The sequence below is a fragment of the Subdoligranulum variabile genome, assembly GCF_025152575.1.
Classification (GTDB): domain Bacteria; phylum Bacillota; class Clostridia; order Oscillospirales; family Ruminococcaceae; genus Gemmiger; species Gemmiger variabilis.
Genome location: NZ_CP102293.1, coordinates 2207431 through 2226145, shown reverse-complemented (window position 1 = coordinate 2226145; position 18715 = coordinate 2207431). Strand labels below are relative to the sequence as shown.

Sequence of the window (18715 nt, the reverse complement as noted above, 5' to 3'; positions counted from 1 at the left end):
TACAATCGGGGCGAAAAAAGGTACAATAATAGCATTCTGCACAAAGGGGATAGGCTATGAAACGTTTGGTGGTAGGTCTGATGGCCCACGTGGACAGCGGGAAGACGACGCTGGCCGAGGGGCTTTTGTACCGCGCGGGAGTGCTGCGCAAGCTGGGCAGGGTGGACCACCGGGACGCGTTTCTGGATACCGACGCCCAGGAGCGGGCGCGGGGCATTACGATCTTTGCCAAGCAGGCGGTACTGACGCTGCCCGCGTCCGGTGACGCCGAGGAGACCGAGCTGACCCTGCTGGACACGCCGGGGCATGTGGATTTTTCCGCCGAAGCGGAGCGCGCCCTACGGGTGCTGGATTATGCGGTGCTGGTGGTCAGCGGCACCGATGGCGTGCAGGCTCACACCGAAACCCTGTGGAAGCTGCTGGCCCGTTACCGGGTGCCCACCTTTGTGTTTGTGAACAAGATGGATCTGCCGGGAGCTGACGCCGCCGTGCGGCTGCGGGAGCTGCGGGGACGGTTCGGGGACGGCTGTGTGGATTTCACCGGCGAACCCGACCCGGAAGCCCTGGCGCTCTGCAGCGAACCGCTGATGGAGGAAGTGCTGGCCGACGGCGTACCGCAGCACGATACATTGGTGACGGCCATCGCCCGGCGGCAGGTATTTCCCTGTTTCTTCGGTGCGGCGCTGCGGCTGGACGGCCTGGACCGGCTGCTGCAGGGCCTGCAGACGCTGACCCGGATGCCGCCGGTCTGGCCGGAATTCGGCGCCCGGATATTCAAGATCAGCCAGGACGACGCCGGCACCCGGCTGAGCTGGCTGAAAGTCACCGGCGGTGAACTGCCGGTGAAAGCGGTGCTGCCAAACGGCGAGAAAGCGGACGCCCTGCGGTTGTACAACGGCAGCAAGTTCCGCCTGGTGAGTACAGCCTGTCCCGGCATGGTGGTAGCCGTGGCCGGCCCCGCCGCCACCCGCCCCGGCCAGGGGTTGGGTGCCGAGGCGGACGCCGAAGCGCCGCTGCTGGAGCCGGTTCTCAACTACCGGGCGGACTGTCCCGATGCCGACCCGCACACCCTGCTGAAAGCCCTGCAGACCCTGGAGGACGAGGACCCGCAGCTGCATGTAGCCTGGCGGGACGATCTGGCCGAGGTGCACGTGCAGCTCATGGGCGAAGTGCAGCTGGAGATCCTGCAGACGCTGCTGGAGAGCCGTTTCGGGCTGAAGGTCAGTTTCCACGAGGGCGGTATTCTATATAAAGAAACGATCACTGCATCGGTGGAGGGCATCGGTCATTATGAGCCGCTGCGCCATTATGCCGAGGTGCATCTGCTGCTGGAGCCGGGGCCCCGGGGCAGCGGCGTGCAGCTGGCGGCAGACTGTCCGCCCGACACGCTGGCGGAAAACTGGCAGCGGCTGGTCCTGACCCATCTGGCGGAGCGTACCCATCCCGGGGTACTCACCGGGGCGCCGCTCACCGATGTGAAGATCACCCTGGCGGCGGGCAAAGCCCACCTGAAACATACCGAAGGCGGCGATTTCCGCCAGGCCACCTACCGCGCCGTGCGGCAGGGGCTGCGGACGGCCCAGAGCAAAAACGCCGTACAGCTGCTGGAGCCCTGGTATGATTTCACACTGGAGGTGCCGGCCGACGCCATCGGCCGGGCCATGGCGGACATCCAGCGGATGTGCGGCACCTTTGAGCCGCCCGAAACGCTGGGCGATACCGCCCGCCTCACCGGACGCTTGCCGGTAGCCACCTCCCGGGGCTATGCCCGGGAGATCGCCGCCTACACCCACGGCCTGGGCCGCTGGGCGGTGCTGCCCGCCGGATACGATGCCTGCCACAACGCCGAGGAGGTCATTGCGGCGCTGGGGTACGACGCCGACGCCGACGTGGAGAATCCCGCCGATTCGGTGTTCTGTTCCCACGGCGCCGGGTATGTGGTGAAGTGGGACGAGGTGCCCGCCAAAGCCCACGTGGACAGCGGACTGGCCCGACGTCTGGCTCCCGCCGGGCAGGCGGAAGCACCCGAAGAGGAGGACAGCGGGGCACGTCGCCGCCGGGCCGACGCCTACCGCGGCACTCTGGAGCAGGACAAGGAGCTGCTGGCCATCTTTGAGCGCACCTACGGCAAGATCAGGCACCGGGGCGAGAACGGCACCGATGCCAAGAAGGCCGCCCGGGCGGCGCTGCACACCGCCCCGGCCAGTGCTCCGGCACCGGCCAAGCCCCAGCCCACCGGGCCGGATTACCTGCTGGTGGACGGATACAATGTGATCTTTGCCTGGGACGATCTGCGGCGCATCGCCGAGAGCAACCTGGACGCTGCCCGCCGCCGGCTGATGGACATCCTTTGCAACTATGCCGGGTACAAGCGGTGTGTGCCCATTCTGGTGTTCGACGCCTACAAGGTGCGGGGCGGCGTGCGGGAGGTGGAGAAATTCCACAATCTGTATGTAGTCTACACCCAGGAGGCCGAGACTGCCGACATGTACATCGAGCGGGCCACCCACGAGCTGGCGAAGGAGCGCCGTACCCGGGTGGTGAGCAGCGACGGGGCCGAACAGGTCATCGTACTGGGGCACGGCGCGTTGCGGGTGTCGGCCCGGGCCTTTGCCGAGGAGGTCGCCGCCGTGGAGAAAGAGATCCGGGAATTTTTGCAGCAATAAAAAAACAGGCATCCGCCTTGCGGCGGGTGCCTGTTGGTTTTATGGGACGTACGGGGATCAGACGATGCCCTGGCTCATCATGGCGGAGGCGATCTTCAGGAAGCCCGCGATGTTGGCGCCGGCCACCAGGTTGCCCTTGCAGCCGTATTCCTCGGCGGCAGCGGCAGCGTTCTTGTAGATGTTGACCATGATGTCGTGCAGGCGCTGATCGACCTCCTCGAAGGTCCAGCCCAGACGCAGGGAGTTCTGGCTCATCTCCAGACCGGAGGTAGCCACACCGCCGGCGTTGGACGCCTTGGCGGGTGCAAACAGCACGTTGTTGGCCTGCAGGTAGGCGATGGCCTCCGGGGTGGAAGGCATGTTGGCGCCTTCGGCCACGGCGTAGCAGCCGTTGGCAACGAGCGCCTTGGCACCTTCCAGCGGCAGCTCGTTCTGGGTGGCGCAGGGCAGGGCGATGTCGCAGGCAACGGTCCAGATGCCCTGGCTGCCCTCCACGTACTTGGCGGTGGGAACGTAATCCAGGTAGGTCTTGATGCGGGCACGCTTGACTTCCTTGATCTCCTGCATGACCTTGTAGTCGATGCCGTTCTCATCCACGATGTAGCCGTTGGAGTCGCTCATAGCGATGACCTTGCCGCCCAGCTGGGTAGCCTTCTGGTTGGCGTAGATGGCCACGTTGCCGGAACCGGAGATGACCACCTTGGCGCCCTGGAAGCTCTTGCCGTTGGCCTTGAGCATCTCGTCGGCAAAGTAGCACAGACCGTAGCCGGTGGCTTCGGTGCGGGCCAGGGAACCGCCGAAAGGAATGCCCTTGCCGGTGAGCACGCCGGTAAACTCGTTGCGGATGCGCTTGTACTGGCCGAACAGGTAGCCCACTTCACGGCCGCCCACGCCGATATCACCGGCGGGCACGTCGGTGTCGGGACCGATGTGGCGGTACAGCTCGGTCATGAAGCTCTGGCAGAAACGCATGACCTCGCCGTCGGACTTGCCATGGGGATCGAAGTCGGCGCCGCCCTTGCCGCCGCCCATGGGCAGACCGGTCAGGCTGTTCTTGAAGCACTGCTCAAAGCCCAGGAACTTGATGATGGACAGGTTGACGCTGGGATGGAACCGCAGGCCGCCTTTGTAGGGACCGATGGCAGAGTTGAACTGCACACGGTAGCCACGGTTGACCTGGACCTTGCCGTTGTCATCGACCCAGGGCACGCGGAACATCACAACGCGCTCGGGCTCGACCATACGCTCGATCAGACCGGCCTTCTCGTACTCGGGATGGGCGGCAATGACGGGTTCCAGGCTTTCGAGGACTTCCTCGGCCGCCTGCAGGAACTCTTTCTGCTCGGGGTTGCGCTGGACCAGGCCGTCATAGACGCCCTTGAGGTACTCATTCGTAATCGACATGGGGGACACTCTCCTTTATATAAATTTCTTAACACCGCCTCTATCCTATCACCCTATACGCAATTTTTCAAGTTTTTTGTATATATTTTCAAAATTTTTGTCTGTTGTCAAGTGGCAGGTGTCCCTATATCGCGTACATATTTTTACTTTTTATCATTCCACCGTCGTTATCAATGTGTAGTCTGTGCTGCCCTGCAAAAAGGCTTCGGCGTCGATGAGGGCGTAGTGATAGTCATAAAAGTCGTCGCTCCGTCCCACACAGAGCAGGAACCGCCCGTCATCGGTGAGGGGCGGACTGCCCAGATCCTGTTGGAGCCGGACCTGCTCGGAGGACATCGTGGGTTCATATAACACGCCGGAAAGTCGGTCCAGAATCTGCATGGACAGCAAGCCACCGTCACCGCTGTGTATAAGCCACAGGTACCGTCCCTCCTGCTGTGCAACATCCGGCAGTCCCACCACGGTGGGATCATTCATCCAGACACTCTTGCGGGGCAGATGGTACTCCAGTTCCTGCTGCCCGGTGGTCGTGTCGAAGGCAAGAATCGTCATGAGGACATCGCCCTCGGGCTGGGTCTGCTGCTCCAGAAAGTAGAGCTGCCCGCCTGCGATACCGCTGAAATCCCCATTTTGGGCGATCAAGCTGCCCGGCAGTTCCAGCAGTTTTTCACGCTTGCCGCTGGCCGGATCCAGACTGTAACATTCCAGCGTGGCATTTTGCAGGATGGCCTGGTAGGCCTCCCACTCGGTCTGCGGATCGGGGAAAGGAACGTCCGACACCACCCGGGCCGTCAGTAGCAACCGCCCCTCGGCAGCCACAATCCCTTCCCCCGCCAGCATGGAAAAGGTCGTCACCTGGCCGGTGGCAAGTTCCACCCGGAAGCCCTGTACCGGGGTATCCAAGGCGTCGAGAGACAAGCAGCCGTAGAGCGCCGTACCGTCGCACCAGCACAGCGCAGTGTTCCGTTCCAGATTCTCCGACAGGTCGATGCGCCGTTGTTCACTGCCGTCCCGCGCCATCGCATACAGACAGGCGGGCTGACGGAGCTGAACGAACCGATTGTGATAGGAGATTTCAAATTCCTGGGGCGTCCGGCCCTGCAACATATCTTCGTCGTTCAGATAGGGCGCCACATTCTGCTCATAGTAGCTGTTCCAGTCCGTGACCTCCTCGTACGAGCGGGCTTTGTAGACATAGACGGTATCTTCAGTGGCAAAGGTGGTGTAATCCCAGATCTGCCCCGGCAGCCAGGCCGGACAGGCATCGGAATCGTGGGTACAGCCCGGCACACTGCAGAGCACGCCACGGGTGGCGGTATCGCAGTCGATTCGGAACAGCAGACAGTATCCACTTCGCGGCCGCAGTTCATAGAACACATCGCCGGCGTTGAACAGGGTATTCATGCCAATTACCGGCTGTATGGCATAGAAGTCCCCGGCCACCGGGATTGCCGCAGTCTCGGCAGTCTCCACGGCCTGGGGCGTCGCAGCCGTTTCCGGGGTATCGGCGGTTTGGGGCTGGCCGCTGCAGGCAACCAGTTCCAGCGTCAGCGCCGCCGTCAGGGCGAGGGAAAGAAGCCGTTTCATACGCTACACCTCCGGTATGGATATATCAGGACGCCACAACGGGCGTATAGTCGGTGCTTCCCTGCAAAAAGGCTTCGGCGTCGATAAGACCGTAGACGTACACCGGACCACCGTATTCGTCCTGCTGCTGTGCTGTCCGGACCAGGAAGCGTCCGTCGTCAGTGAGGGCGACGACACCCGCGACCCAGTTGGAGACTCCCTCCCCCTCCATCTTCTGCGTCACCGGGAAGAGTTTTCCGCTCTGGGTATCCAGCATCCAGCCCAGGTTTTCGCCGCTGACATTGTCGGAGCCACTGAGCCAGAGATACCGCCCCTGCTGTTCGGCGCTGCCGGGCAATGCCGCCACCGTCACACCGACCAGCCGCATAGTCTGGTCCGTGATGGGACGCAGCAGGTCCTGCCACTGGCCGGTGACGGTGTCGTAGGCACAGAAGGCGTTGCGCCGGGGTTCGCCATTCTCCTCCGGCGTCCAATCTTCAAAATAGAGCTTGCCGTCCAGCAGGCCGAAGAAATCCGCATTGCCAAAGGTAGAACCATCATGGGGGCGTTCCAGCACCTTGGTGCGGGCGCCGGTGGACGGGTCCAGACAGTCATATTCCACCGTGGCGTTCTGCAGAACTGCCCGGTAGGCATCCCAGCCTTCGGCGTTGTAGTCGGGCAGTGGTATCTCGGTGACCGTATGGGACGTGAGCAGCCGGGTACCCTCGGTGCCGAGAATCTGCTCCTGCTGCTGCAGGGGGAAGGTGGTCACGCTGCCATCCGCCAGAGAAATTCGATACCCGGTGGAATTGCCAACTGCGGGTTCCGACAGCTCATAACCGTAGAGCGCCGTGCCGTCGCACCAGCCCACCATCACGTTGCGCAGGTCCTGGGACGTCTGAATATCCTGCCGGGAGGCGCCGTCCCCCTCGATGCAATAGAGGCCCGCCGAGGCAGAACGTTCCTCATACTGGCCGCGGCAGCAGGCCACCAGTTCCTCGTCGGTCAGGTCCTCCCACCCCTGGGGACGCTCTTTCAGCCAGCGTTCCACGATCTCGGCGTAGTAGTCCTCCCAACTGCCCGCATAGTACATGGTGGCCACCGGGTGGTAGACATAAACCGTGTTCCCCGCCGTGAAGAGCCTTACCTCGCTTCCCTTCCCCGGCAGCCAGGCCGGGCAGGCTTCCGAATCATGGGTGCAGCCCGGCACGCTGCAGAGCACCCGCCGGGTGGCGGTGGCGTAGTCGGTTTTGGTGACCAGGCAGTAGCCCAGATGATTTTCCAGAGAGTACCAGGCATCCCCCGCGTTGAAGCCGGAGCCGGTGAGATAGTTGGAACTGATGGTATAGAAGTCCCCCGCCGGGGTGACTTCCGCCGCGGCCTCTGCCGGGGCGGTTTCGGGGGTCCGGGTGGCCTGCGGGGTGGACACCACATCGGCCGTCGTGCCGCAGGCGGCAAGACCAAAGGCCAGCGCGCCCGCCAGGAAAAGGGCCCGCGTCAGGCCCAGGGAAACAAGTTGTTTCATGCAAGATTCTCCTGTCCGATCATTCCGGCATCGTCACCGGGGTATAGTTTGTACGCCCCTGGAGAAAGTCCTCCACAGGCTGCAGACTGTAACAATCCTCCACCCGAAGGTCGGTGATGCCATAGGCAGAGATGGGTTCCTCCCCGCTGTCTTTCTGGGCCGTACAGAGCAAAAAGCGTCCGTCATCCGTCAGGGCCAGCGGCATCACGGCCGTCTCATAGAGCGCTCCCTCCACTTTCTGGGAAACGGTATGGAGTTCGCCGCTCTCACTGTCCAGAATCCACCCCAGGTTGAGTCCCTGCCAGACATCCGAGCCATCCAGGCGGAGATACCTCGCCTGGCTCTCTGCCGCTTCCGGCAGCGCCGCCGTAGGTTCACTGCGCAGCTGTGCCGCCGGGTCCGGAAGGGTTTGCAGGACCGTCTGCCACTGTCCGGTGGCACTGTCCAGCGCCCGCACGGCGGCCTGTTCGTCCTCGCCATAGTTCACAAAATAAAGCATTCCGTTTGCCAGACCGCGGAAGGCTGCTGTGCCATCCGCCGTGCCGTCGCCCGGTTGCTCCAGCACCTTGCTCCGCGTCCCGGTGGAGGGGTTCAGCCAGTCAAATTCCACCACCGTATTCTGCATGGCCGCTTCGTAGATGTCCCAGCCAACCATCGCCGGGTCGGGCAGCGGCGCGTCGGTGACGATCCGGCTGGTCAGCAGCCGATCCTTTTCCGCTCCGCGGATCAGTTCATTCGCCATCATGGGGAAGGTGGTCACCTGCCCGTCTGCCAGACTGATCCGGTACCCTTCGGTGTCGCCGTTTTGCCCACTGTACTCGCCGTACAGAGCAACGCCGTCACACCAGGAGAACCCGATATTGGGGATCTGCCGGGACAGTTCAATGGTCTCCCGGACCGCGCCGCCTTCCCCGATCCGGTAAAGACAGGCCGGCGTGACCGCCTCCCTGTAACAGTTCTGGTAATAGCGGATGAGTTCCTCCTCTGTATGGCCGCCCGGATTTTCCAGCGCCGGTTCCACCACCTCGGCGCGGTATTGTTCCCAGCTGCCGTCGTAGGCCATGGCCGGTGTGCTGTGGTAGAGATAAACGTCCTCCCCCGCGGTGAAAAGACTGTATTCCAGCCCCGTCCCGGGGAACCAGGCAGGGCAATCAGAGGAATCGTGGGCACAGCCCGGAATGCTGCAAAGGGCCCGCCGGCTGGCCGTGGCATAGTCTGTCTCGGTGACCAGAAAATAGCCCGGGCTATGCGGCTGCAAGGAGTAGAAACACGCCCCTGTGTTGAAGGTGGAGCCGGTCCTGTAAAAGCCGGACGGTTCCGCCGCGGTTTCTGCCGTGGCCGTCTCGGGCGTCCGGGCGGTTTCCGGAGCCGGGGTCCGGGGCGGGGCGGCACAGGCCGTCAGCGAAAGGACCAACACTGCCGTAAGACCAAAAGAAACAAGATGTTTCATAGCCATCCTCCTTTTCAGAACGCAGTCAGGACACCAGAGTGGGCAGCTCCTCCGGCGTACAGGGTTCCAGGCTCAGGCTCAGGAACCACCGGTCACTGACGACGGAGCTGCTGTTGGCCCAGCCCGTATACTGATAGGGGCTTACGGTGGCGGTGATAAGCGCCGCCCCGTTGGCGCTGTAGAGCGCATGGGTGTAGGGAGTCTGGTCCGGCACCGCCCAGTCTCCCAGACTTTCCAGCCCGGCCAGGTCCGCAAAGGCCCGCAGCCCCGCCTCGTCGGGGGCCGCCGGGGCGGTATCGTCTTCCCGCGGGGCCGAGATCCAGAGCTGGGTCACCACACCGGTGCGGGAATCCATTGTCAGGCTGAAGACGGTGTACAGCGACCCCTGATCCAGCGCAAACCGCTTGAGGGTGACAAACCCCAGACTGTCGGTGGCGTAGTAGGGCACGTCCAGCGCATAGGTCTGCCCGTTGTAGCCCTCGTAGTATTGGTTCCCGCCCCAATCCGTGGCCCACTGCGCCCAGCTCACGTCAATGACGCCCCTTTCCGCCAGGCTTTGCAGGGTGGTGCTGACTGTCTCCATATAATCGTAGCCGTTGACCATGCTTTCCAGGCTGTTCTGCGCACCAATGTACATTTTCAGCGCCATGGATGTCCGGTCTTCTTCCTCCGGCGGTGCGTAGGCGGCTGCGCTCTGCTGCTGCCGCGCCGTAAGCTGACGCAGAATATAGTAGTCCTCTCCTCTGGGGGTCGGCGCCTCGTAGGCATTTTGCACCGACGCACTGCGCCCCAGCACCGCCGCATCCACCGCTGTCAGAAACACCGCCGGTGCCGCCGCGCAGACCAGCACCGCCGCCGTACACAATCCCGCCATGAAGCGGGGATGCTGCCAAAGGCTCATACGGCGCCTCCTTTCTGCAGAAAGACACGCACGGTGGTGCCGCGTCCCTGCACACTCTCGATCACAAGATCACTGCCGTGGGCCGCCGCAATGCGCTTGCAGAGCGCCAGCCCCAACCCACTGCCTCCCTGTTTGCGGGCGCGGGATTTGTCCACCATGTAAAAGGGTTCGGTGACACGCCGGATCTCTGTCTCCGGAATGCCGCAGCCGTGGTCCTCCACCGCCAGCATCACCGCCGTACCGTTGTCCCGGCAGAGCACCGCTACCGGCGTGCCGGGCGCACTGGCCTTTGCCCCGTTCTGCACCAGGTTGCAAAGCAGATCCAGCAGCAGATCGGCGTCGCCCCGCACCATCCAGTGCCCCGCAGGCGTCTCCAGCGAAACGGTGGGACAGGCCGCCCGCAGCGGTTTCCACAGGGTCGCCAGATCCACGTCGGTCAGTTCCAGCTCCTCGCCGCCCAGCGCCAGCAATGCCAGCAGCTTCTGGCTCAGGGATTCCAGCCGCCGCCCCTCGTGATAGATGGCGGCCGCCGCCTCCCGCTGCTCGTCGGGGTCGGTCTGCAGATTGCGCAGCACGTCGGCATAGCCGATGATGCTGGTCATGGGCGTCTTCAGCTCATGGGTGAAAGCCCCCATGAAGTCCTCCCGCTTCTGCACGTCGGCCTCCAGGTCGGCGATCTTCTCCTGCACAGCGTCCGCCATCTTGTCAAAGCTGCGGCTCACCTGCTCGATCTCGTCACCGGTATGCAGCGCCGTCCGCCGGGCATAGTCGCCCCCCGCAATCTCGGCACTGGTGGCGGTGAGCACCCGCAGCGGACGGGTCACCTGCCGGGCCAGCAGCGCCATCACCGCCGCCCCCGCCGCCAGCACCACCGCTTCCAACCCCAGAAACCGCCGCAGGCTGGCATCCCGGTCCCGGTAGAGTCCCGTCAGATCAAAGGAACTGACCAGGTGCAGCTCTCCCTGCAGGTCACTGCCGTAGAGCGCTGCCACCCTGTCGCCGCTGCGCACCGTGCGCATGGTGCCGTTTTCCAGCGGGGCGTCACAGGGCACCGCCAGCGCATCGTACAGCAGTGTCTCGTCCCGCCACAGAGCCGCCGTTGCCCCCTGGGCTTCCAGTAAAGCCGCCACCGTTTCATCCCCGGTGTCGTCGCCTCGGCGCTGCAGGTCGAGGATCTCGGTCTGCAGCAGTGTGCAGGTCTGGGCGTGAGCGGACGCGTTGGCCGTGCCGGTACGCGCCAGCTGTACGCCGAAATCGCTGTACAACAGATAACAGCCCCCCACGCCGAAGGAGGCGCTGAGGACCAGCAGCAACAGACAGATGAGTTTTTGTGCGTAACGCATGGGGTTACTCCTTTTTTAAGCGGTAGCCGATGCGGTAAACGGTCTCGATATGGTCGTACCAGTGCAGCTTGCGCCGCAGTCGCATGATGTGCAGATCCAGGGTGCGGGTGTCGGTCTCGGCCCGGTCGCCGCCCCAGACCCGCTCATACAGCGTGTCCCGGTAGAGCGCCGCCCCCCGGTTGCGCATGAGCTGTTCCAGCAGCTGGAATTCGTTGGGGGTCAGATCCACCGGCTGGCCGTTCTGGGTCACCGTGTGCTCCCCCGCGTCCAGCACCACGTCAAAGGCCTGCATGACGTTGCCGCGGCCTGCCCGGCGCAGCACCGATTCCACCCGGGCCAGCAGTTCCTCCACCACAAAAGGTTTGACGATGTAGTCGTCCGCCCCCCGGCGCAGTCCTTCCACCCGCTCTTTTACCGTGCCCTTGGCCGTAATGAAGATCACCGGCACCCCCTGGGGCCGCAGATAGTCCAGCAGTTCGTAACCGTCCAGTCCCGGCAGCATGATGTCCAGCAGCGCCAGGTCGTAGTCATTTGCCTCGATCAGATCGGCGGCGGTACGGCCATCCCCCGCCACCGTGCATGCATATCCCGCCCGCGTCAGGCTCATCTCGATGAGCCGCGCGATGAGGTGTTCGTCCTCCACGATCAATACCTGTGTCATATCCAGACTCCTTTTTCTTCCCCTGTATCCTACACCCGGTTTGTATCGTACTTGTAACAAACGCGGTGGTAAATTTACACAATTTCCTTTATTTTAGCATAGGTATCGTGATATAATGTACCAAAACCACGAAAAATGTCAAAAAGGAGTCAACGACCATGAACGCTACGGTGGAAGAACTGGTTCAGGCCCTGACGTTGGAGGAAAAGGCCGGCCTGTGTTCCGGTGCGGATTTCTGGCATACCAAGGCGGTGGAGCGGCTGGGCATTCCGGCCATGATGGTGTCCGACGGCCCCCACGGGCTGCGCACCCAGAAGCCCGGCAGCGACAGCCCCAACGACAGTATCGAGGCGGTCTGCTATCCCGCCGGCTGTGCAGCTGCCGCCAGCTTTGACCCTGCGCTGACCCGACGCCTGGGCGCTGCTTTGGGCCGGGAGGCCCGGGCCTCCGGTGTGGGGGTGGTGCTGGGGCCGGCCATCAACATCAAGCGCAGTCCGCTGTGCGGCCGCAATTTTGAATATTACAGCGAGGACCCGTTCCTGGCCGGAGAGCTGGCCGCCGGATTCATTCAGGGCGTCCAGAGCGAAGGGGTAGGCGCCTGCCCCAAGCATTTTGCCGCCAACAGCCAGGAGACCCGCCGCATGACGGCGGACAGCCGGATGGACGAGCGGACGCTGCGGGAGATCTATCTGCCCGCCTTTGAGACGGCGGTGAAAGACGGCAAGCCCTGGACGCTGATGTGCAGCTACAACCGGGTGAACGGCACCTATGCCAGCGAGCACCCGCTGCTGCTCAGCGAGATCCTGCGGGAGGAGTGGGGCTTTACCGGCTTCACCATGTCGGACTGGGGAGCCGTCAATGACCGGGTGCGCGGTGTAGCGGCCGGCCTGGACCTGGAGATGCCGGGTTCCGGCGGCGTGAACGATCAGAAGATTGTAGAAGCCGTGCGCAGCGGTGCCCTGGATGAGGCGGTGCTGGACCAGGCGGTAACCCGCATTCTGAATATCGTGCTGCGGGCGGCGGATCTGGCCAAAACGCCGGCGGTGTTTGACCGGGCAGCGGACCATGCTCTGGCGGTGGCCCTGGCCAAGGAGAGTGCCGTGCTGGTGCAGAACCTGGGCGCGCTGCCGCTGCGCGAAGGACAGCGGGTGGCCTATATCGGAGCCTTTGCCGAGACCCCGCGCTACCAGGGCGGCGGTTCCAGCCACGTAAACACCCAGGCTGCCGTGGGCGCCCTTTTCACCGCCCGGGCCAGGGAACGGATGGTCTCCTACGTGGAAGGCTTCCCCGCCGACCGCGACCAACGGGACGAGGAGGAATTCCTGCGGGCGGTCAGTGCCGCCGAGGAAGCCGACGTGGCGGTCATCTTTGCGGGGCTGCCGGAAATCTTTGAGAGCGAGGGCGCCGACCGCCGCCACATGCGGCTGCCGGACTGCCAGAACAACCTGATCGCCCGGGTGGCCGCCGTACAGAAGAACACCGTGGTGGTGCTGCACACCGGTGCGCCGGTGGAATGCCCCTGGGCGGGAGATGTGTCCGCCGTGCTGTGCATGTATCTGGCCGGGGAGGGCATCGGCGAAGCCACCGACGCCCTGCTTTGGGGCGAAGCCAATCCCTGCGGCCGCCTGCCGGAGACCTGGCCCCTGCGACTGGAGGACACCCCCTGCTATTTGGATTACCCCGGTGACGGCATCACTGCCGACTACCGGGAGGGGGTCTACGTGGGCTACCGCTGGTACGACGGACGGCGGATGCCGGTGCGCTGGCCTTTCGGCCACGGCCTGAGCTATACGGGCTTTGTCTACCGGGACGCCGCGCTGGACACCCCCACCCTCACCGAGGACGGCAGCGTCACACTGCGGGTCAAGGTGCGCAACAGCGGGGCCCTGGCCGGGGCCGAGGTGGTGCAGCTCTACGTCAGCGACGCCACCGGCACGCCGGCAGCGGGCGGCCGGGTGGTACAGGCCTTGCGGGGCTTCCAGAAAGTATGGCTGGAAGCCGGTCAGGAATGTGAGGTCAGCTTTACCATCACTGCCCGGGACCTGAGCCGTTACAGCGAGGAACTGCACGACTGGTACGCCGCACCGGGCCGGTACGAGCTGCGCCTGGGCCATTCCAGCCGGGACATCCGCACCACGGTGCCGCTGCAGTTTTCCACCCAACGGCACCTGCCGTTGACGGTGGACGAAAATACCCCGCTGGGTCTGCTGCTGGCCGATCCGCGCACGGCAGAGCCGGTGCGGCAAATGCTGGCAGCCAACAGCCAGGCTATGGCCAACGGCGGCGGCGACGGTCTGATGCCCCCCGACGCGGTAGCCCAGATGCTGGACGCCATGCCCCTGCGAGGGCTGGTGAACTTCGGCGGGCCTGAGGCAGCCGCTGCACTGCCCGCCCTGCTGGACACCCTGCGCAAAGCCGCAGAATCCTGAACCATACAACAAAAACCACCTCCGGGAGGCAATGCCCGGAGGTGGTTTTGCTGTATCAGGGATCACCGCGCGTTGCGGGTGTCCTGCTGTTTCTGGATGGTGCGGCGGTATTCCATGGGGCTCATCCCCTCCAGACGGCGGAAGCTCTGGGAGAAATAGCTGGGAGAACTGAACCCCACCAGCTCGCTGATCTGGGTCAGGCTGTGGTCGGTGCTGGCCAGCAGGGCCTTGCTCTCGGTGATGCGGCGGCGCAGCAGATAGTTGATGGGAGAAATGTTGTACTCCTTCTGGAACGCATGGGCCAGATAGTACTTGTTGATGTGGGTCACCGACGCCAGCTGGTCCAGGGAGACGCTCTCCCGGAAGTTTTCGTCGATGTACCGCTTGGCAGCCTCGCACTCCTTGTTCTTGGAGGGCGCCTTGGTCAGCCGCAGCGACACCGACGCCCGCCGCACCAGACGGACCAGCAGCACTTCCAGGATGTCCTGGCAGATCATCTCGCAGCCGTCCTCCTTGTTGTCCATCTCCCGCAGCAGCAGTCGGATCATGTAGAGCATATCCTCCCGCATGTCGTGGCACTTGAGCATGGTGTACCCCAGGTTCTTCTGGTCAAAGAGGAACTCCACCCCCTCGATGCCCAGCACCACATACTCCAGCGGGCTGGCCTGGTAGCTCAGCTCGGTGTGCTGCACCCGGGGATTGACGATGATCAGATCGTCCGGCTCCACGTTGTGGAGTTGCCCCTCGATGTTGAACTGGCCGCGGCCGCCGATGCAGTAAAACATCTCGCTGCAGGCATGGGTATGGGGCACCGAATGCCAGTCCCCGCCAAACCGGCTCTTGCTGATATACAAAAGGCGTACAGCCTCCCGCGGGGGTACTTCCATGTTCAGATCATAGCGGGTATTCATGACAGCCTCCTCGCCGCGCAAAATATATAAAGTTTAGAGCAAATCAATTAAAATTTCACACACATTCAAAAATTGCGCTTTCTTGTTTTTATTATAACGAGACCCTTCCGGTTTGACAAGCACCTTCCCGCACTTTTTTGTTTTTCTATGTTTTTTCGAAAAAACGTAAAAAATCCGTTTTGTTCCTGTCATGCGCAAATTCCATAAGAAAGTTTCCTCAAATTTGGGCAGTATTTTTCAAAATCTTGTTCCTTTTCTGATTTTGCGCAGCTTAAAGCAATATCTCTAAATAGTTACTCAAGAAAATATCTGTCGGACAAAGGCAGAACCCGGTATCATAGGGATGACAACAGGAGAACCCGCCGGGGCGCGGGTTCGCTCCGCCCGTTTCTTTGAGAAGGAGGAAACACAATATGAAGAAAGTCATTTCCCTGGCGTTGGCTGCCAGCATGGCGCTTTCCCTGGCCGCCTGCGGCGGCGCGGGTTCCAGCTCTGCCGCGGCCGACAGCACCGCAGCTACCGGCGAGGGCGCTGCCGCCGAAGCCACCACCATCAAGGTCGCGGCCATCGAGACTGCCTACGGCACCGAGATGTGGCAGAAAGTGGCCGATGCCTTCACCGAGCAGACCGGCATCAATGTGGAGCTGACCACCGACAAGAACCTGGAGGACGTCATCGGACCCTCGATGCAGGGCGGCGACTACCCCGACGTGATCCACCTGGCCACCGGTCGTGAAGCGGCTCTGACCGAGCAGTTCATCAAGGGCAACCTGATCGCCGACATCACCGATGTGCTGAGCATGAACGTGCCCGGCGAGGATGTGAAAGTCAGCGACAAGATCGCCGGCGGCTTCACCGAGACCTCCCTGACCAACCCCTACAACGACGGCAAGACCTACCTGGCGCCCATGTTCTACAGCCCCTGCGGCCTGTTCTACAACGCCGGTCTGCTGAAGGAAAAGGGCTGGGAAGTGCCCACCACCTGGGATGAGATGTGGGAGCTGGGCGACAAGGCCGCAGCGGAAGGCATCTCGCTGTTTACCTACCCCACCACCGGTTACTTTGACGCTTTCTTCTATGCGCTGATGTACTCCGCCGGCGGCCCCGAGTTCTTCGAGAAGGCCACCCACTATGAGGAAGGCATCTGGGATACCCCCGAAGCGCAGACCTGCTTTGACATCGTCACCAAGCTGGCCCAGTACACCAACCCCATCACCCCGGCCCAGGCCAACGACCAGGACTTCACCCAGAACCAGCAGCTGGTGCTGGACAACAAGGCGATCTTCATGCCCAACGGCACCTGGATCGTGGGCGAGATGGCCGAAGCGCCCCGTGCCGACGGCTTTGAGTGGGGCATGACCGCCCTGCCCGCCGTCACCGCCGACGGCGACCGCTACAGCTACACCTGGTTCGAGCAGTGCTGGATTCCCAGCGGTGCTGAGCATCAGGATGCCGCCAAGCAGTTCATCGCCTTCCTCTACAGCGACACTGCCTGCCAGATCTTCGCCGAGTCCGGCGCCATCCAGCCTGTGCTGGGCATCGCCGACACCCTGGAGGGCGACAACAAGCTCTTCTACTCCATCTACGACAACGGCGCCAAGGCCGCTATGGGCAACTTTGCCGCCTTCACCGCCATCCCCGGCGTGGAAGTCCGCACCGCCTTCTTTGATCCCGTCAACTCCCTGGTCTCCGGTTCCATCACCGAGCAGCAGTGGATCGACGGCGTCAAGTCCGCCAGCGATCAGATGCGCGCCAACATCATCCAGTAACTGCAGCAAGAGCGGGGGCGCGCGCATGCGCCCCCGCCTTTTCTTATCATGAAAGGAGCGACCGGTTCCTATGAATAAAAACAAGGGCCGCAGCCGGTTCCTGGTGCTCTGTCTGGCACCGGCTACCATCCTGTTTTTCGTATTTATGATCATCCCCACCCTCAACGTCTTCCGGATGTCGCTGTTTGAGCGGGGCGCCTACTCCCCCAACGAGACCTTCGTGGGGCTGAAAAACTTCCAGATGCTCGTTACCGACACCCAGTTCATCCGGTCCATGCAGAACATGATCCTGCTGGTGGTCATCGTCACCATCATCACCTTCGGGTTTGCCCTGGTCTTTGCCGGCATCCTGACCCGGGAGAAAATCAAAGGCCAGAACTTCTTCCGGGTGGTGTTCTACATTCCCAACATCCTGTCGGTGGTGGTCATCGCCGGTATCTTCTCGGCCATCTACAAACCGGAAAACGGCATGCTCAACAGCATCATCGGCCTCTTCACCACCATGACCGATCCCATCCTCTGGAAGGGCGAGACCCTGGTCATCCCCTCGCTGATCATGGCCATGGTCTGGCAGGCCATCGGCTACTACATGGTCATGTACATGGCCTCCATGTCCGCCGTGCCCGAGAGCCTCTATGAGAGCGCCAACCTGGACGGCGCCGGCCGGGTGACCCAGTTCTTCCAGATCACCATCCCCCTGATCTGGACCAACATCCGCACCACCCTGACCTTCTTCATCATCTCCACCATCAACATGGCTTTCCTGTTCGTCAAGGCCATGACCAGCGGCGGCCCCAACGGTGCCTCCGACGTGGCGCTCAACTACATGTACAGCCAGAAGGACGCCGGTCTCTACGGCTACAGCATGGCCATCGGCGTGGTGATCTTCCTGTTCTCCTTCGCGCTGTCCGCTGTGGTCAACAAGGTCACCGACCGCGAACCGCTGGAATTTTAAGGAGGGCCAACCATGCAACAAAAAACATCCTCCCGTTCGGGCGAACGGCTGTATATGGCGTTCATCTACCTGGTCCTGGCGCTGCTGGCCATCAGCATCCTGGTGCCGGTGGCCTGGGTCTTCATGGCGTCCATCAAACAGAATTCGGAATTTTACGGCAACCCCTGGGCCCTGCCCGCCGGTTTCTACTGGCAGAACTTCGTGGAAGCCTGGAACGGCGCCAAAATGGGTTCCTACATGCTCAACTCGGTGATCGTCACGGCGCTGGCCCTGGTACTGCTCCTTGTCATCGCCCTGCCCGCCGCCTACTGCCTGGCCCGCTTCAAATTCATGGGGCAGAAACTGCTGCACACCCTCTTCATGGCGGGGCTTTTTATCAACGTGAACTACATCGTGGTGCCCATCTTCCTGATGCTCCGCGACGGCGACAACTGGCTGAAAAACCTCACCGGCACCAGCTTTTTGCTGAACAACCTCTTTGTGCTGGCCGTCGTCTACGCCGCCACCGCCCTGCCTTTCACCATCTATCTGCTGTCGGGCTACTTCGCCACCCTGGCCCACGATTACGAGGAAGCCGCCTACATCGACGGCGCCGGCTACGGCACCACGATGATCCGCATCATCTTCCCCATGGCCAAACCCAGCATCATCACCATCATCCTGTTCAACTTCCTCTCCTTCTGGAACGAATACATCATCTCGATGACGCTGATGAGCTCCACCAGCGCGCCCCGCACCCTGCCGGTGGGTCTGCTCAACCTCATGCAGGCCCAGCAGAGCGCCGCCCAGTACGGCACCATGTACGCCGGCCTGGTGCTGGTCATGCTGCCCACCCTCATCCTCTACATCTGCGTGCAGAAACAGCTGACCCAGGGCATGACCGTGGGCGGCCTGAAAGGCTAAGGTGATCCTATGGCATTCTGGAAAGAACATCCCGCTCTGCGCATCGCGGCCATCGCGGTACTCTTCGTGCTGGCCCTGGTGCTCATCGTGGCCGGCTGGGGCATGACCGGCGAACTGGCAGGCCTTGGCATTATGGTGCTGGGCGTGGCCCTGCTGCTGGCCGCCCTGGCCATCTACAACAAACCGTTCGAGGACGGCAAACCGGGAAAGAAATAAGAAAGGGAGAATCTCA

14 protein-coding genes are annotated in these 18715 nt (G+C 62.6%); 6 read left to right on the top strand and 8 right to left on the bottom strand.

Features of this window, described 5'->3' with window-relative positions; translation table 11 throughout:
- Positions 1-56 precede the first annotated feature (56 nt).
- Complete coding sequence (locus NQ490_RS10360) at positions 57-2666, top strand: translation factor GTPase family protein (RefSeq protein WP_007045711.1); 2610 nt, start codon at positions 57-59, stop codon at positions 2664-2666.
- A gap of 57 nt (positions 2667-2723) precedes the next feature.
- On the opposite strand, the gene gdhA is transcribed toward NQ490_RS10360, so the two are convergent.
- The 7 genes from gdhA to NQ490_RS10325 form a co-directional block, all read right to left on the bottom strand.
- Positions 2724-4070: an NADP-specific glutamate dehydrogenase gene (gdhA, locus tag NQ490_RS10355; protein WP_007045710.1), complete on the bottom strand. Its 1347-nt coding sequence runs from the start codon at positions 4068-4070 to the stop codon at positions 2724-2726.
- A gap of 153 nt (positions 4071-4223) precedes the next feature.
- Positions 4224-5657: a hypothetical protein gene (locus NQ490_RS10350; protein WP_007045708.1), complete on the bottom strand. Its 1434-nt coding sequence runs from the start codon at positions 5655-5657 to the stop codon at positions 4224-4226.
- 25 nt (positions 5658-5682) lie between these two features.
- Positions 5683-7161 carry a hypothetical protein gene (locus NQ490_RS10345; protein WP_007045707.1) on the bottom strand — a complete coding sequence of 493 codons (1479 nt, stop codon included), beginning with the start codon at positions 7159-7161 and terminating at the stop codon, positions 5683-5685.
- A 19-nt stretch (positions 7162-7180) separates the two neighbouring features.
- Positions 7181-8611: a hypothetical protein gene (locus NQ490_RS10340; RefSeq protein WP_040917390.1), complete on the bottom strand. Its 1431-nt coding sequence runs from the start codon at positions 8609-8611 to the stop codon at positions 7181-7183.
- 25 nt (positions 8612-8636) lie between these two features.
- A complete protein-coding gene (locus NQ490_RS10335; RefSeq protein ID WP_007045705.1) occupies positions 8637-9512 on the bottom strand; it encodes a hypothetical protein in 876 nt (291 codons plus the stop codon).
- Complete coding sequence (locus NQ490_RS10330) at positions 9509-10855, bottom strand: sensor histidine kinase (protein ID WP_007045704.1); 1347 nt, start codon at positions 10853-10855, stop codon at positions 9509-9511. The genes NQ490_RS10335 and NQ490_RS10330 overlap by 4 nt, the downstream gene beginning before the upstream one ends.
- Before the next feature lie 4 nt (positions 10856-10859).
- The gene (locus NQ490_RS10325) at positions 10860-11516 is read right to left on the bottom strand and encodes a response regulator transcription factor (RefSeq protein ID WP_007045703.1); all 657 of its coding nucleotides are present in this window, start codon (positions 11514-11516) and stop codon (positions 10860-10862) included.
- Positions 11517-11674: 158 nt separating this feature from the next.
- On the opposite strand from NQ490_RS10325, the gene NQ490_RS10320 reads away from it, so the two are divergent.
- A complete protein-coding gene (locus NQ490_RS10320; protein WP_007045701.1) occupies positions 11675-13945 on the top strand; it encodes a glycoside hydrolase family 3 C-terminal domain-containing protein in 2271 nt (756 codons plus the stop codon).
- A 62-nt stretch (positions 13946-14007) separates the two neighbouring features.
- On the opposite strand, the gene NQ490_RS10315 is transcribed toward NQ490_RS10320, so the two are convergent.
- Positions 14008-14856, bottom strand: coding sequence for a helix-turn-helix transcriptional regulator (locus NQ490_RS10315; protein WP_007045700.1), 849 nt, complete (start codon positions 14854-14856; stop codon positions 14008-14010).
- A gap of 413 nt (positions 14857-15269) precedes the next feature.
- On the opposite strand from NQ490_RS10315, the gene NQ490_RS10310 reads away from it, so the two are divergent.
- From NQ490_RS10310 to NQ490_RS10295, 4 genes are all read left to right on the top strand, one after another.
- Positions 15270-16625 carry a carbohydrate ABC transporter substrate-binding protein gene (locus NQ490_RS10310; protein WP_007045698.1) on the top strand — a complete coding sequence of 452 codons (1356 nt, stop codon included), beginning with the start codon at positions 15270-15272 and terminating at the stop codon, positions 16623-16625.
- A 70-nt stretch (positions 16626-16695) separates the two neighbouring features.
- On the top strand, positions 16696-17580 hold the full coding sequence (locus tag NQ490_RS10305; RefSeq protein ID WP_007045697.1) for a carbohydrate ABC transporter permease: 885 nt from the start codon (positions 16696-16698) through the stop codon (positions 17578-17580).
- A 12-nt stretch (positions 17581-17592) separates the two neighbouring features.
- Positions 17593-18483 (top strand): carbohydrate ABC transporter permease, encoded by an 891-nt coding sequence (locus tag NQ490_RS10300; RefSeq protein WP_040917388.1) that lies wholly within the window; start codon positions 17593-17595, stop codon positions 18481-18483.
- Positions 18484-18492: 9 nt separating this feature from the next.
- Positions 18493-18699, top strand: coding sequence for a DUF6903 family protein (locus tag NQ490_RS10295; RefSeq protein WP_007045695.1), 207 nt, complete (start codon positions 18493-18495; stop codon positions 18697-18699).
- Positions 18700-18715: the final 16 nt, after the last annotated feature.